Genomic DNA, 13,307 nt, shown 5'->3' with positions numbered 1-13,307 from the left:
TTGCGACTCCGGTCCTTTTCGAACTGCTTATACGCCAACTGCCCTGAACAGTTCCTGCATATCCATGGGTAATTGGCTATCGAACGCTAAACTGCTACTATTGATCGGATGCACGAACCCCAGATGGGCGGCGTGCAGCGCCTGACGGTGAAATCCCAATTCCTTCAATATGTTGCGGTGCGCGGGGCGCGTGCGGCCATAGACCGGATCGCCCAGCAGCGGGTGGCCGATCGAGGCCATATGGACGCGCACCTGATGCGTCCGCCCGGTTTCGAGCCGGCATTCGACCATTGCCGCTTCCCTGAGCGGCTTGACGAGCCGGTAGTGAGTCACCGCGCGCTTGCCGCGCCCTTCGCCGACGATCGCGACCTTCTTGCGGTCGTGCGGGCTGCGGGCGAGGGGGGCGTCCACCGATCCCGATCCCGGATTGGGGATGCCCGCCACGATCGCGCTATAGCGCCTGTCGATGCTGTGCGCCGCAAACTGCTTCGCCAGCCCTTCATGCGCCCGATCGGTCTTGGCGACCACCAGAAGCCCCGACGTATCCTTGTCGATCCGGTGGACGATCCCCGGCCGCGCCACCCCGCCGATGCCGGACAGGCGCCCGGCGCAGTGATGGAGCAGCGCATTGACCAGCGTGCCGTCGAGATTGCCCGCCGCCGGGTGGACGACCAGCCCCGCCGGCTTGTCGACGACGAGCAGGTGATCGTCCTCGAAGACGATCTCGAGCGCGATGTCCTGCGGCTCGTTATGCGCGGGCCTGGGCTCGGGCACGGCGACCGCGAAACTCTGGCCGGTGAGGGCCTTGGTCGCGGGATCGCGCACGATGTCGGTGTCGTCGCGGACGACCTGCCCGGACGAGATCAGCGCCTTCAGCCGCTCGCGCGACAGCGTCGGCAGGGCGCGTGCCAGCGCGCGGTCGAGGCGCCAGCCATCGGCCTCGCCATCGATCACCGCTTTGAATGTGGAAACCCCCGGAACCATTGCTAGGGATGTAGGAATGAAGACCCGGATTTCAAGATCGGTACTCGATGCGATCCTGGCCGAGGCGGCGGCCTCGCCGGCCCGCGAAGTGTGCGGGATGTTGCTCGGCGCGCCGCTGATTTCCGGGCATCGCCCGGCCGAAAATGTCGCCGCGAACCCCGCCGACAGCTTCGAGATCGATCCTGCCGCGCTGTTCGCCGCGATCCGCGCGGAGCGGGCGGGCGGGGCGCCGGTCGCCGGCTATTATCATTCGCATCCCAGCGGATCGCCGGAGCCCTCGGTGCTCGACCGGGCGATGGCGGCGGTCGACGGGCGGCTGTGGATCATTGTCGGCGGCGGCGTGGCGAAAGGCTGGCGCGCGACGGACGGGGGCTTCGCGCCGGTCGAGCTGCTGGTCGAGGACTAGCTTTTCCGCCACTTCGCCTTGCACATCGCGCCTCGCTCCGCCAAATGGGGGCCATATGGTGGGACGGGCGCATGATGAAGATTGATCCGGTTGATTATGCGGGGCTGCTTTGCTCGCGCTTGTGCCACGACCTGCTGAGCCCGGTCGGCGCGCTCAACAACGGCATCGAACTGCTCGCTGACGAGCATGATCCCGAGATGCGCCAGCGCTGCCTCGAACTTCTTGCCGAAAGCGCGCGGGCATCGGCCAACAAGCTGAAATTCTTCCGTCTCGCTTTCGGCGCCGCCGGCGGTTTCGCCGACATGGTCGACACGCGCGAGGCGCGCACCGCGATTGAGGGGCTGTTCGGCGGCGGTCGGATCGAGATCGGGTGGATGGTTTCCGAACCGACCCTCAGCAAGACCGCGATCAAAATCCTCCTCAACCTCGCGCTGATCGCCGGCGACGCGCTAGTGCGTGGCGGCCGGCTCGACATCGGGGCCGAGAATGGCGCGGAAGGCACCGAGATCGTGATCCGTGCCGAAGGGCCGCGTCTCGTGCTCGATTCAGAGCTGCGCGTCGCCCTGCAGGGCGAGCTGAGCGAAGCGGCGCTGACCCCGCGCGCGGCGGCGGCCTGGCTCGTCCACCGCCTCGCGACCGCGAGTGGCGGCGGCATCCAGGTTTCGCCGCCCGAGGAGCCCGCGCTGCTTTTTGGCGCGCTGCTGATCAACGAGGCTCCGGTCGCCGGCTAAAAGCGTTTGTTCCTGGCGGGAGCGGGCCGGTGCCGCGAAATGCGCCAAAGGCGCATTTCGCGGCAAACCCCAAATCAATTCTGAAAGACTGTAAACTCGACTTTAACGCATTGTCTTCAAACAGGCTTCCGTCCCCGGGGGAATGGAGCCAATGGACGATCTTCTTGCCGAGTTTATCGCGGAAACCCGCGATACGCTGGAAGCGCTTTCGGGTGAGATCATCGCCTGGGAAGCCAATCCGGACGATCGTGCGCGGCTCGATTCGATTTTCCGTTTCGTCCACACCGTCAAGGGAAGCTGCGGTTTCCTCGATCTGCCGCGCTTCGAGCGACTGAGCCACGCTGCTGAGGACGTGCTGGCCGAAGTTCGCGGGGGCGTGCGTCAGCCCGACGCCCGCATGGTCAGCGCTGTGCTCGCCGTCATCGACCGCATTGGTGAGTTGACCGAAGCGCTCGACGCCGGCGAGAGCATTGCCGACACCGACGATGCGATGTTGATCGCCGCACTTTCCGCCGAGCCGCAGGCGCAGGCAACGGCGCCAGCCGCTACCCAGACCACCGCCGCGCCGCGCGCGCCAACGCGCAGCATCCGCATCCCGCTCGACCTGCTCGATCAGATGATGAGCGGCGTTTCGGACATGGTGCTGGCGCGCAACGAACTGTCGCGTCGCCTGCGTGAGTTTGAGAATGAGCCGGGGCTGTCCGCAGCCTTCGATCGGCTCTCGGCCTGCGTCGCCGACATGCGCGATTCGATCACGCGCAGCCGGATGCAACGCATCGACAAGCTGTTTGCGGCCCTGCCTCGCATGGTCCGCGATACGGCGGCCGAACTCGGCAAGCAGGTCGATTTGCGCATCGAAGGCGGCACTGTCGAGCTCGACCGCGAGATGATCGAGCTGATCCGCGATCCGCTGACGCACATGGTCCGCAACGCGATCGATCACGGCATCGAAAGCCCAGATCAGCGCCGCGCCGCGCGCAAGCCGGAGGCCGGGCGTCTGACGGTCTGCGCCCATCAGTCGGGCAACCAGATCGTCATCGAGATTGCTGACGACGGGCGCGGGATCGACGAGGCGCGGCTTGCCGCGAAGGCGGTGTCGTTGGGTGTGATCGGCGCCGATGCGGCCGACGCCATGACATCGTCGCAGCGCGCGGGGCTGATCTTTGCGCCGGGGCTTTCGACCGCCGACCGGATCAGCGCGATTTCGGGGCGCGGCGTCGGGATGGACGTGGTGCGCGCGAATATCGAGCGGATCGGCGGCGTGATCGATATCGACAATCGACCGCGCGCCGGCCTGCGCCTGACGATCCGTGTGCCCCTGACGCTCACCATCATTTCCGCGCTTACCGTCACGGCGGGCGAGCAGGGCTTTGCCATTCCGCGCTCCGCGATCGAGGAGATCGTCCACGACGGCAATGAGATGATCCGCATCGACACCCTCGGGTCCGCGCGCGTCATGCGTATCCGCGATCGGGTGCTGCCGGTCGTGGATCTCGAAGATGTACTCGGCCTGCCGCGCGACGACGATCCCACGATAGGGCGCACGCTGGCCGTGGTCCGGGGCGTAAGCGGGGGGGGCTATGCCTTGGGCATCGCGGCGGTCCATGATCATGAGGAACTGGTGATCAAGCCTGCCTCCCCGGCGATCGCGGCGACGGGCGTCTATGCGGGCATGTCGCTGCCCGACAATGGTGTGCCCGTGCTGCTGCTCGATATCAGCGGCATCGCGGAAGCCGCGGGGGTTCGCGCCGAGGACGAGGAGCCGTCGACGGAGCAGGTCGCAATGGAAGCCGCCGAGCCCGAGATGCTCGTCCAGACCTTGTTGTTCCGCGGCTTCGACGGCGTCCGGCGCGGCGTGCGCCTGGGGCTGGTCGAGCGGATCGAGGACGTGCCGGGCGATCGCGTGCGCTTCGCCGGCGGCCGTCTGCGCATCGCGATCGACGATCGCATCCTGCCGCTCGCCGGGTTCGAGATCATGGCCGATCGCCCGTCGCTCAAAATATTGCGCCTGACCGATGGCGACACCGAGCTTGCCTATGCGGTCGAGGAGGTGATCGACATCATCGCGCTCGCGGACATGGGCGAGCCGGCGGCGGAGGCGGGGCCGATCGCATCGGTCGCGCTGGTCGCGGGCGAGCAGATCGAGATTCTCGATCCTTTCTGGCTGTTCAGCGAGGCGGCGGGCCGGCGTCCGCGCCGCGACAAGGCGCCGCTCTGCCTTCTCGCCGATGCCGGTGATCGCTGGACGCGCGAGATACTTCGCCCGCTGGTCGAGGCGGCCGGCTATCGCGTCGCGCTGGCCGGCGAAGTCCCCGCCGCCGAAGCCGACGTCGTGATCGCCAGCGACGGCGACGTCGCCGAGCCGACCGGTGGCGCGCAGATCGTCCGCCTCAGGACCGAACCGAAGCCGATGACCGGAGACAACAGCGTCTATCGTTATGATCGCGCAGGCCTGCTCGCCGCGATCCGCAAGGGGGCCGTGGCCGCGCGATGATGATGGACAATCTCTACCTGATCTGCAGCATCGCAGGGCAGCCGGTCGCTATCCACGCCGCCAAGGTCGAATCGGTGGTCGATATCGGCGCGGTATCGCCGGTGCCGCTTGCGCCGCCGCATGTCGCGGGGCTGGCGGCGCTCAGGAGCCGGCTGCTGACGATCATCTGCTGCGAATGCGCACTCGGCCTTTCGCAGACGCCGCGCACCAACAGCCGTGCCGTGATCGTCGCTGTCGACGGGCATCAATATGGCCTGCTGGTCGGCACGATCGACGATGCGCGCGTGATCGAGCGCGAGGTAGAGCCGGTCCGCGCCAGGCTGCAGCCCGGCTGGGCGCGCGTCGCGATCGGCATGATCGAGCATGACGGAGAAGCCCTCCTTCTCGTCGATCCGGAGAAACTCATCGCGGGCGGCGAGGAATTCTTCGCTCTGGCTTCTTAACGCGATGCTTAGAAAGCCGTTTTACAATTGTTTGCGGTAAACATCGGGTCTCGGAAATTAACATGAAAACATGTCTGGTCGTGGACGACTCGAAGGTTATCCGGAAGGTGGCTCGCCACATCCTCGAAACATTGGAGTTCGAGGTGTCTGAGGCGGGGGACGGGAAGGAAGCGCTCGAACATTGTGAGGCGACGCCTCCCGATGTCGTGCTGCTTGACTGGAATATGCCCGTGATGACCGGAATGGAATTTCTGCGCGCGCTGCGCCAGAGCGACATGCCTGTCCGCCCCAAGGTCGTATTCTGCACCACTGAGAACGGCATTGCGCATATCCGTGCGGCGATCGAGGCCGGCGCGGACGAATATGTGATGAAGCCCTTCGATCGCGAGACGCTGGCCAGCAAGTTGCATACCGTCGGGCTGGCCTGAGGCGGCGATGCGCGCGTCGGCGTCACGCATGGCCGGGCGGCAAGCCTCGGGCCAGATGCGGCCGATCAGGCTGCTGATCGTTGACGATTCGGCGGTCGCCCGGGCCGTCTTCACGCGGATGATTGCCGCGCGGCGCGAGTTCGACATCGCGGCGACGGTCTGCAGCGCCGATGCCGCGCTTGCGTTTCTGTCCGCCAATTGGGTCGACATCATCCTGCTCGATATCGAGATGCCGGGGATCGACGGGCTGACCGCGCTTCCCGATCTGCTCGCCGCCAGCAACGGCGCGCGCGTGCTGATCGTTTCCTCTTCGGCAGAGGAGGGGGCGGCGGCGACGATGCGCGCGCTGACGCTGGGCGCCGCCGATACGCTTGCAAAGCCGGGCGTCGGGTCGTTCGGCGGGCGTTTCGCTGACATATTGGCCGAAAGGCTCATACGCATCGGCCATGCGCGGTCGCCGCAGCTCGTGCCGGCCAGCGCCTTTGAAAGCGCGCCCGACGCGCCGGTTGAGCTGCGCCCGCTGTCGTCCGGCCCCGTCGCCTGTGTCGCCATCGGGGCGTCGACGGGCGGCCTTCACGCGCTGTCCGAATTTTTGCGTGCGTTGCCCGACGAGTTCGTCGCGCCGATCCTCATCACCCAGCATCTGCCGCCGGTCTTCATGTCCTTCTTCGCTGCGCAGATCGAAGAGATTTCGGGTCGCCCAACGCGCGTCGCGCATGAAGGCGCGCGCTTGCGCCCCGGCGCGATCGTCGTAGCGCCCGGCGAAGGCCATCTGGGGGTCGAGATCGTCCGCGGCGAACCCGTCGCCCGCATCATCAAGGGGCCGATGGAGAGCGGCTGCACGCCTTCTGTCGATCCGATGTTCGAGGCGGTGGCCGCTGTCTTCGGCTGCGACGGCGTCGGCGTCATTCTCTCGGGGATGGGGCGCGACGGAACGATCGGCGCGCGCAGCATGGTGATGGCGGGCAGCGACGTGCTGCTGCAGAGCCGCGAGACCTCGGTCGTTTGGGGCATGCCGGGGTCTGCTGCGGCGTCGGGCGCGGGATGCGCGATCCTGCCGCCCGCGCAGCTTGCCGAACTTATCGTCCGCCGCGCGCGCGTAGCTGCGCAATGAGGAAGATCACGTCGCCGACGCGTTTCCTTGCTGACCTGCTCGAGCGTCATACCGGACAGCAGCTTGCCGAAAACCGGCTTTGGCGGGTCGAGGCGGCGCTCAAGCCCTTGCTCCGCGAAAAGGGGCTGACCTCGCTCGCCGCGCTTGCCGACCGGCTGGCGGGCGGCGCCGATCGCCTGCTCGAGATCGCCGCGGTCGAGGCGATGCTCAATAACGAGACCTTCTTCTTCCGCGACCAAGCGGTCTTCACCCTGTTCCAGACCGGCGCGCTGGAGAAGCTGCGCGAGGCGCGTGCTAAGGAGCGGCGGCTGCGCATCTGGTCGGCAGGCTGCTCGACGGGGCAGGAAGCCTATTCGCTGGCGATGATCTTCGCCGATTCCCCCGCACGCTGGGATGGCTGGTCGATCGACCTGATCGCCAGCGACATTTCCCAGTCGGCGATCGATCAGGCGCGCGCCGGCCGCTTCACCCAGTTCGAGATCCAGCGCGGCCTGCCCGTGCTGCAGATGCTGCGCTGGTTCGAGCAGAAGGGTGAGCAGTGGATCGCCAGGCGCGATCTGGCGTCGCGCATCCGCTTCCAGCGCCACAACCTGCTCGAGCCGACGCCGTTCGCGGGGCGCGCCGACGCGATATTGTGCCGCAACGTCCTGCTCTATTTCACGCCCGAACGCCGCCGCACCGCCTTTGCTAGGCTTGCGGGGGCGGCGGCGAAGGATGGCTATCTGATGCTTGGCGCCGGCGAGACGGTGATCGGCCAGACCGAGGATTTCGTGTCCGACCCCGGCCTTCGCGGCCTTTATCGTCCGCGCGACTTCGTCGGCGCCCGCCGCGCCGCATAGCGACATTTTCGGATGACGCGGGCCGCCCTCGCTCGCTAAGACGCTTGCGCATGCCTGGGGAACGGCTGGCAGGGGAGTGAGTGGGCTTTGGCCGAGATGATCGAGACGCCGTCGCCCAATTTTGACGAGCGCAAGCTGCCGATCACGATGATCGTGCTGCATTATACGGGCATGAAGGATGCCGCTTCGGCGATCGACCGGCTGTGCGATCCCGAGGCCAAGGTTTCCGCGCATTATCTGGTCAACGAGGACGGGCAGGTCATTCGGCTCGTCCATGAGGACAAGCGCGCCTGGCATGCCGGCCGGTCGCACTGGCGCGGGGTCACGGACATCAACAGCGCCTCGATCGGGATCGAGATCGTCAATCCCGGCCATGAATTCGGCTATCGCCCTTTTCCCGAGGAACAGATCGAGGCGCTGATCCCGCTCATCGCCGACATCAAGGATCGCCACCTGATCACGCGCGGCAACATCGTCGGCCATTCGGACATCGCGCCGACGCGCAAGCAGGACCCGGGCGAGCTTTTCCCCTGGGGGCGGCTGGCGCGTCTGCGCCTTGCCCTGCCGCGCCCGACCAGGAATCTGATGGACCCCAACTGGACCGAGGCGGGCTTCCTGCTCGCGCTCGAGCGCTTCGGCTATGACGTGTCCGACAAGCTGGCGGCGGTCGTTGCTTTCCAGCGCCGCTTCCGCCCCGAGCTGATCGACGGCGAGATCGACGGCGAATGCCGCGCGATCCTCCTCGCGCTTCTGCTGCCCAAACCGCAGGGGGATGAATGAGTCTGGGCCGGTCCGGCTTTCCCCCCGACGCAATCGGCGCTAAGGGCAACCCGGCCAGAGGGTCGGGCGGCCGCGGGCATGGCAACATGCGCGAGGAAAGTCCGGGCTCCACGGAACGACGGTGCCGGGTAACGCCCGGCGGGGGTGACCCCAGGGAAAGTGCCACAGAGAGCAGGTCGCGACGGCTTCGGCCACGCGAAGGTGAAAGGGTGCGGTAAGAGCGCACCGCGCTTCCGGTAACGGCGGCGGCAGGGCAAACCCCACCGGGAGCAAGACCGAATAGGGGTGGTATATGGGCCTGTTCCGGCCCGTCACCCGGGTTGGTTGCTTGAGGCCGGCAGCAATGCCTGTCCTAGAGGAATGGTCGCCTATCCCCGCAAGGGGAAGACAGAACCCGGCTTACAGACCCTCTGGCTCATTCCCCCGCGATCAGGCTGCATTGCCCAGCCGTTCGACCAGCGAGGCTGCAAAACCCGATAGCGTGTCGTCGCGCGCGCCCATCACGACGATGCGGTCGCCGGGGCGCGCGAGGGCGATGAGGCGGTTGCCGCACGCGGCGCGGTCGGGGATGTGCTCGGCATGGCGGCCGGTGGCGGCGACGCCGGCGACGATGCGCTCGCTGCCCGTCGAGCGATCGACGGTGCCGCCGAAATAGACGGGATCGCACAGCAGCAGCACGTCGTCGTCAGTCATGTCGGCGCCGAGCCGCTCGATCAGCGCGTCGCCCATTACCTTGAGCGGGCCATAGCCATGCGGCTGGAAGAAGAGCAGCAACCGCCCCGGAAAGGCGTGGAGCGCCGCCAGCGTCGCACCGATCTTGTCGGGATTATGCCCGAAATCGTCGATCACGGTGACGCCGCCGGCCTCGCCGACAATCTCCATCCGGCGCTTGAGCCCCGCAAAGCCGCCCAGCGCCCGTGCCGCATCGCCCAGCGGCAGCCCGGCGGCGACGGCCGCGCCCAGCGCCGCAAGCCCGTTCGCCGCATTGTGTCGGCCGGGTACGGCGAGCCGCACCGCCGCGCGTTCGCCGGTGGCCCGATCGGTGACGGCGAAGGAAACGGCGTTGGGCTGCTCGACCAGATCGCTCCCCGCCAGCCGTGCCTCCGGAGAGGCGAAGCCGAAGCCGATGAGCTGATCGGCGTGGATTTCATGCGCCACGCGCACCGATTCCGCGTCGTCGAGGTTGATTACCGCCTTGCCCGCGCGCGTCGCGAAATCGCCGAACAGCGCGTGGAGTTCGTCGAGCGATTTGTGATCGAGCGAGATATTGTTGAGCACGGCGATCGCCGGATCGTAGAGCGCGATCGATCCGTCGCTCTCGTCGACCTCGCTGACGAAGACCCCGCCCGCGCCGACGAGTGCGCTGGCGAAGGGCGCATCGGCGGTGACGAAATTCTTCATCACCGCGCCGTTCATGATCGTCGGCTGCTTGCCCAGCGCTTCGAATATCCAGCCGATCATGCCCGTGGTCGTGGATTTGCCGCTGGTCCCGCCCACCGCGATCCCCACCGGCGCGGCGTTGAACAGGTCGGCGAGCAGCGCGGCGCGGGTCAGCCGTTCGCAGTGCAGCGCGATCGCCTGCCGGATATCGGGCACGCTTTCCTCGACCGCGGCCGAGGCGACGACGATCTGCGCGGGATCGGTCACGCCGCTGCCGTCCTGTGCGAACAGTTCGATCCCGCGCGCGCGCAGAAAATCGAACTTGGGCGCCGTCCGTCCCTGGTCCAGCGCACGGTCCGATCCTTTGACCTCATGGCCCTGCGCGCGGAGGATCAGCGCGAGGGGCAACATCCCGCTGCCGCCGATCCCGCAGAAGAAGTAGCTTTCATGCTCGCTCATCCGCGCGCTATCAGGGATTTCGCATGAGCATACAAGCTGGGTGAAGGCATGAGGATCGGGATCGTGGCGCCGGCGGGACGGATCGAGCCGGCGCTCGCCGAACGGCTGCTGGCGCTGGTCGGTCGCAGCGCCGAACTGGTGATCCACCCGCAATGCTTCAGCACCCACGGCCATTTTGCCGGCAGCGACGAGGAACGCGCGGCGGCGCTTGTCGCCTATGCCAATGATCCGGCGATCGACGCGATCTGGTTCGCGCGCGGCGGCTATGGATCGGCGCGCATCGTCGAGCGCGTGCTGCCCGCGCTCGGGCCTGCGGCGCGCGCTAAGCCCTGGCTGGGCTATAGCGACATGGGGACGCTGCTCGGCGCCTTCTACGGCGCGGGTTTCCACCATCTCGCGCATGGCCCCATGCCTGCCGACCTGAAGCGCGAGGGCGGCGAGCGCGCGGTGCTGCGCGCCATCGACTGGCTGGTCAATCGCGATTCGGCGGCGCTGGAGCCTTCGCCCGGTCGCCGCGCGGCCTTCAACATCACTATCCTCGCGCATCTGATCGGCACGCCCTGGCAGCCCGATCTTTCCGGCCATGTGCTGATGCTGGAGGAAGTCAGCGAATATCACTACGCGATCGACCGCGCCTTTGCGCAGATCACGGCCAATGCGAACATCCGCCGCGTCGCCGGAATCCGGCTGGGCCGGTGCAGCCTCATCCCCGAGAACGACGTCGATTTCGGCATGGATGAAGTGGCGATCGCCGAGCATTGGTGCCGCGCCTCGGGAATCCCTTTCCTCGGGCGTGCTGATATCGGTCATGATTCCGATAATCGGATCGTGCCGTTCGGCTGATCGCGCTTGGCTTGTGCAATGCGGCGTGGCACCTATCTGCGCCCTATGGCTCGCCGACAGACTCGTTCACTCGATTGGGGTTTTCCACGCTGGCGCGAATATGGTTCGTCGCGCGCGGCGGCCGAGGTGCGCCTGTGCGATCGCCATGGCTGCGACGAGGTGGGCGATCGCCCCGCGCCCAAGGCGCCCAACAGCCGCGAACGCTGGTATTTCTGCGAGCGCCATGCCGCCGAATATAACGCGAACTGGGACTATTTTCAGGGCCTCAGCGACGAGGAAGCCGCGCAGCGCGAGGCCGACGAGCGGCGCGATGCCGGCGGGTTCACCCAATCGGCGCACAGCCGCTGGGCGGGCCCCGGCGACGGTAGCCGATCGCGCGACGAGATGCGTGCGCTGGGCGTGCTGGAGCTTGAGGCCGATGCCGATTTCGAGGCGGTGAAGGCCGCATGGCGGCGGCTTGCCAAGGCCAACCACCCCGATGTGAAGCCCGGCGACGCCGATGCGGCGGTGCGCTTTCAGGCGATCCAGGCGGCTTATGAAGTGCTGCGCAGCGCTGAGGAACGGCGCGCGGCGTGAAATCCTCGGTCCGATCGAACTGGCAGGCGACGCTGCTCGTCTGCGGCAAATGCTCGAAGAAGCTCGGCGGCGGCTTCGGCCCCAAGGGCAAGACCGGCCTCGCCAAGGCGCTCAAGAAGGAAACCGGCGGCGGCAAGGGACGCAAGGCGCGCGTCGGCATCATCGAGACCAAATGCCTCGGTGTCTGCCCCAAACATGCCGTGACGATGGTCGATACGCGGCGCGGGCAGGACTGGATACTGGTCCGCGAAGGCGCCGACGTCGGCGATCTGGTCCGCGAGCTGGGGCTGGCCGACGAGGATTGAGGCCTGTGCCGCTATCCCCCGGCGTGCGCTGACCCTCCACACCAACCGTCATCCCCGCGAAGCTGGGAATCCATGAACGCAGACCCATTCTGAAAAGGCAGTGTTCATGGATTCCGGATCAAGTCCGGGATGACGAAGATGGAGTGCATCCGATCGGAGGCTAGCCCAGATAGCGCTCGGCGGTCTCGCGGATCAGTGCGATCATGTTGGGAATGCCCTGTGTCCGGTTCGAGCTGAGCTGGCTCTTCAGGTCGAAGGGCGCCAGCGCTTCCGCGATGTCGGTCGCGACGATCTCCGCAGGGCTGCGATCCTGCACGGTCAGCAGCACAAGCGCGATGATCCCCTTGGTGATCGCGGCATTGCTGTCGGCCAGGAAATGCAGCCGGCCGTCGTCGCGACGCATCGGATAGACCCAGACCGACGCCGAGCAGCCGCGGACCAGGGTTGCATCGGTTTTCAACGGATCGGGCATCGCCTCGAGGGCGCGGCCGAGATCGATCAGTTGGCGATAGCGATCGTCGGGTTCGAACAGTTCGTAGTCGGCAAGGACATCGGCAAGGCTGCTGGTCATGCCGGCCACTTAGTGCGGGGAAGCGCTCAGGTCATCCCCACATCGTCGTCATTGCGAGCGTAGCGAAGCAATCCAGCCGATGTTCGGCGGCTTGCCGGATTGCTTCGCTACGCTCGCAATGACGATCTCGGCATGTCACAGATCCACCCCGGCAGCGATCGCTTCCAGCTTGCGGATGCGTTCCTTCAGATCGGCGATTTCGATGCGCGATCCCGCGGTGGTCGAGGGGGCGGATTCGATCTGGTGCTGCTGGATTTCCAGCCGCTTGAGATCGAGCCATCCGCGCCAGCCGCGCAATCCGGCGGCCGAAAGCATCGCCAGCCCGGCCAGCGTGCTGGCGGCGATAGTGAGGATGATCACGGGGTCGTTCATGACGGCGTCCCTTTCTTCGTGATGCGGTTCAAGCCTTGTCGCGGAGACGTTCGATCTCGCGCTCCAGGCTGCTGCTGTCATCGGTGGCGAGGCGTTCGAGCACCGCCACACGTTCCTTGAGCGCCTTCAGCTCCTCGCGCAGGCGTTCCTTCTCCGGGTCGTCGCGGCCGACGAATTCCTCGCGGGCGTTCCGGCCGCGGCCGATGCGCACGACGCCATATTTGGCGCGGATGACGCTGGCGACCGCGGTGATGAAGACGATCGCGACAACCATTTCGAACGGGTTCATTGTCTTCTTCTCCGATCAATCAGTTGAGCGGGGGCCGGTCGCGCAGCTTCTCGATCTCGTCGGACACATCGATCCCCTTGTCGGTGACGATGCGTTCGAGGACGCGCATGCGCTGCTCCAGTCGCTCGGTATGGGCGGCATATTGGGCAGTCTTCTCGGCAGTCTCGCGCGACTGCGCTTCAAGCTGGCGTTCCTTCAGCTGCAGCCAGCTGCGGAAGCCCTTTACCGCGATCGCGGCGAGCGGGATCAGAACCCAGATGGTGGCGGGGCTGAATATGGTCATGGCCCTGTTC

The 13,307-nt window shown here is 66.7% G+C and carries 17 protein-coding genes and 1 other RNA gene; 12 read left to right on the top strand and 6 right to left on the bottom strand.

Annotation, left to right across the window (positions count from 1 at the left end; genetic code table 11):
• Positions 1-27: 27 nt before the first annotated feature.
• The gene (locus tag AC3WT0_RS02255; protein ID WP_492751084.1) at positions 28-984 is read right to left on the bottom strand and encodes an RluA family pseudouridine synthase; all 957 of its coding nucleotides are present in this window, start codon (positions 982-984) and stop codon (positions 28-30) included.
• Between the two features lie 16 nt (positions 985-1,000).
• Here AC3WT0_RS02255 and AC3WT0_RS02250 point away from each other — a divergent pair, with 16 nt between their 5' ends.
• The 9 genes from AC3WT0_RS02250 (at position 1,001) to rnpB (ending at position 8,637) form a co-directional block, all read left to right on the top strand.
• Positions 1,001-1,390, top strand: a complete 390-nt coding sequence (locus tag AC3WT0_RS02250; protein ID WP_492751082.1) for a M67 family metallopeptidase — start codon at positions 1,001-1,003, stop codon at positions 1,388-1,390.
• A gap of 74 nt (positions 1,391-1,464) precedes the next feature.
• Positions 1,465-2,121: a histidine phosphotransferase family protein gene (locus AC3WT0_RS02245; RefSeq protein WP_492751199.1), complete on the top strand. Its 657-nt coding sequence runs from the start codon at positions 1,465-1,467 to the stop codon at positions 2,119-2,121.
• Between the two features lie 151 nt (positions 2,122-2,272).
• The gene (locus AC3WT0_RS02240) at positions 2,273-4,615 is read left to right on the top strand and encodes a chemotaxis protein CheA (protein WP_492751080.1); all 2,343 of its coding nucleotides are present in this window, start codon (positions 2,273-2,275) and stop codon (positions 4,613-4,615) included.
• On the top strand, positions 4,612-5,058 hold the full coding sequence (locus tag AC3WT0_RS02235; protein WP_492751079.1) for a chemotaxis protein CheW: 447 nt from the start codon (positions 4,612-4,614) through the stop codon (positions 5,056-5,058). Before AC3WT0_RS02240 ends, AC3WT0_RS02235 begins: the two co-directional genes overlap by 4 nt.
• Positions 5,059-5,120: 62 nt before the next feature.
• Complete coding sequence (locus AC3WT0_RS02230; RefSeq protein WP_492751077.1) at positions 5,121-5,486, top strand: response regulator; 366 nt, start codon at positions 5,121-5,123, stop codon at positions 5,484-5,486.
• A 28-nt stretch (positions 5,487-5,514) separates the two neighbouring features.
• Complete coding sequence (gene cheB / locus AC3WT0_RS02225; RefSeq protein ID WP_492751075.1) at positions 5,515-6,600, top strand: chemotaxis-specific protein-glutamate methyltransferase CheB; 1,086 nt, start codon at positions 5,515-5,517, stop codon at positions 6,598-6,600.
• On the top strand, positions 6,597-7,439 hold the full coding sequence (locus tag AC3WT0_RS02220; RefSeq protein ID WP_492751073.1) for a CheR family methyltransferase: 843 nt from the start codon (positions 6,597-6,599) through the stop codon (positions 7,437-7,439). Before cheB ends, AC3WT0_RS02220 begins: the two co-directional genes overlap by 4 nt.
• Positions 7,440-7,535: 96 nt before the next feature.
• Positions 7,536-8,219, top strand: a complete 684-nt coding sequence (locus AC3WT0_RS02215; RefSeq protein WP_492751197.1) for an N-acetylmuramoyl-L-alanine amidase — start codon at positions 7,536-7,538, stop codon at positions 8,217-8,219.
• Between the two features lie 54 nt (positions 8,220-8,273).
• An RNA gene (gene rnpB / locus AC3WT0_RS02210) (RNase P RNA component class A) lies at positions 8,274-8,637 on the top strand.
• 11 nt (positions 8,638-8,648) lie between these two features.
• On the opposite strand, the gene AC3WT0_RS02205 is transcribed toward rnpB, so the two are convergent.
• The gene (locus AC3WT0_RS02205; RefSeq protein ID WP_492751071.1) at positions 8,649-10,058 is read right to left on the bottom strand and encodes a glutamate ligase domain-containing protein; all 1,410 of its coding nucleotides are present in this window, start codon (positions 10,056-10,058) and stop codon (positions 8,649-8,651) included.
• A 48-nt stretch (positions 10,059-10,106) separates the two neighbouring features.
• Here AC3WT0_RS02205 and AC3WT0_RS02200 point away from each other — a divergent pair, with 48 nt between their 5' ends.
• From AC3WT0_RS02200 to AC3WT0_RS02190, 3 genes are read left to right on the top strand one after another with little or no spacing between them, the layout of a single operon-like run.
• A complete protein-coding gene (locus tag AC3WT0_RS02200) occupies positions 10,107-10,901 on the top strand; it encodes an LD-carboxypeptidase (RefSeq protein WP_492751069.1) in 795 nt (264 codons plus the stop codon).
• Between the two features lie 45 nt (positions 10,902-10,946).
• Positions 10,947-11,477 (top strand): J domain-containing protein, encoded by a 531-nt coding sequence (locus tag AC3WT0_RS02195; RefSeq protein WP_492751195.1) that lies wholly within the window; start codon positions 10,947-10,949, stop codon positions 11,475-11,477.
• On the top strand, positions 11,474-11,782 hold the full coding sequence (locus AC3WT0_RS02190) for a (2Fe-2S) ferredoxin domain-containing protein (RefSeq protein WP_492751068.1): 309 nt from the start codon (positions 11,474-11,476) through the stop codon (positions 11,780-11,782). Before AC3WT0_RS02195 ends, AC3WT0_RS02190 begins: the two co-directional genes overlap by 4 nt.
• Positions 11,783-11,942: 160 nt before the next feature.
• On the opposite strand, the gene AC3WT0_RS02185 is transcribed toward AC3WT0_RS02190, so the two are convergent.
• From AC3WT0_RS02185 to AC3WT0_RS02170, 4 genes are all read right to left on the bottom strand, one after another.
• Positions 11,943-12,353, bottom strand: coding sequence for a SufE family protein (locus AC3WT0_RS02185; RefSeq protein WP_492751067.1), 411 nt, complete (start codon positions 12,351-12,353; stop codon positions 11,943-11,945).
• Between the two features lie 135 nt (positions 12,354-12,488).
• Entirely contained in the window at positions 12,489-12,725 is a 237-nt protein-coding gene (locus AC3WT0_RS02180; protein WP_492751065.1) for a hypothetical protein, read from the bottom strand.
• A 28-nt stretch (positions 12,726-12,753) separates the two neighbouring features.
• Positions 12,754-13,014, bottom strand: coding sequence for a hypothetical protein (locus AC3WT0_RS02175; RefSeq protein WP_492751064.1), 261 nt, complete (start codon positions 13,012-13,014; stop codon positions 12,754-12,756).
• A 19-nt stretch (positions 13,015-13,033) separates the two neighbouring features.
• Positions 13,034-13,297, bottom strand: coding sequence for a hypothetical protein (locus AC3WT0_RS02170; protein WP_492751062.1), 264 nt, complete (start codon positions 13,295-13,297; stop codon positions 13,034-13,036).
• Positions 13,298-13,307 lie beyond the last annotated feature (10 nt).

The organism is Sphingomonas sp. EU05-FHT14C10, assembly GCF_058790595.1.
This window is presented reverse-complemented; position numbering and strand designations above follow the sequence as displayed.

Coding starts and splice junctions, on each gene's coding strand:
- AC3WT0_RS02170 (WP_492751062.1), bottom strand. CDS start 13,297: ATGACCATATTCAGCCCCGCCACCATCTGGGTTCTGATCCCGCTCGCC.
- AC3WT0_RS02185 (WP_492751067.1), bottom strand. CDS start 12,353: ATGACCAGCAGCCTTGCCGATGTCCTTGCCGACTACGAACTGTTCGAA.
- AC3WT0_RS02220 (WP_492751073.1), top strand. CDS start 6,597: ATGAGGAAGATCACGTCGCCGACGCGTTTCCTTGCTGACCTGCTCGAG.
- AC3WT0_RS02255 (WP_492751084.1), bottom strand. CDS start 984: ATGGTTCCGGGGGTTTCCACATTCAAAGCGGTGATCGATGGCGAGGCC.
- AC3WT0_RS02195 (WP_492751195.1), top strand. CDS start 10,947: ATGGCTCGCCGACAGACTCGTTCACTCGATTGGGGTTTTCCACGCTGG.
- AC3WT0_RS02245 (WP_492751199.1), top strand. CDS start 1,465: ATGAAGATTGATCCGGTTGATTATGCGGGGCTGCTTTGCTCGCGCTTG.
- AC3WT0_RS02250 (WP_492751082.1), top strand. CDS start 1,001: ATGAAGACCCGGATTTCAAGATCGGTACTCGATGCGATCCTGGCCGAG.
- AC3WT0_RS02235 (WP_492751079.1), top strand. CDS start 4,612: ATGATGATGGACAATCTCTACCTGATCTGCAGCATCGCAGGGCAGCCG.
- AC3WT0_RS02205 (WP_492751071.1), bottom strand. CDS start 10,058: ATGAGCGAGCATGAAAGCTACTTCTTCTGCGGGATCGGCGGCAGCGGG.
- AC3WT0_RS02180 (WP_492751065.1), bottom strand. CDS start 12,725: ATGAACGACCCCGTGATCATCCTCACTATCGCCGCCAGCACGCTGGCC.
- AC3WT0_RS02175 (WP_492751064.1), bottom strand. CDS start 13,014: ATGAACCCGTTCGAAATGGTTGTCGCGATCGTCTTCATCACCGCGGTC.
- cheB (WP_492751075.1), top strand. CDS start 5,515: ATGGCCGGGCGGCAAGCCTCGGGCCAGATGCGGCCGATCAGGCTGCTG.
- AC3WT0_RS02230 (WP_492751077.1), top strand. CDS start 5,121: ATGAAAACATGTCTGGTCGTGGACGACTCGAAGGTTATCCGGAAGGTG.
- AC3WT0_RS02200 (WP_492751069.1), top strand. CDS start 10,107: ATGAGGATCGGGATCGTGGCGCCGGCGGGACGGATCGAGCCGGCGCTC.
- AC3WT0_RS02215 (WP_492751197.1), top strand. CDS start 7,536: ATGATCGAGACGCCGTCGCCCAATTTTGACGAGCGCAAGCTGCCGATC.
- AC3WT0_RS02240 (WP_492751080.1), top strand. CDS start 2,273: ATGGACGATCTTCTTGCCGAGTTTATCGCGGAAACCCGCGATACGCTG.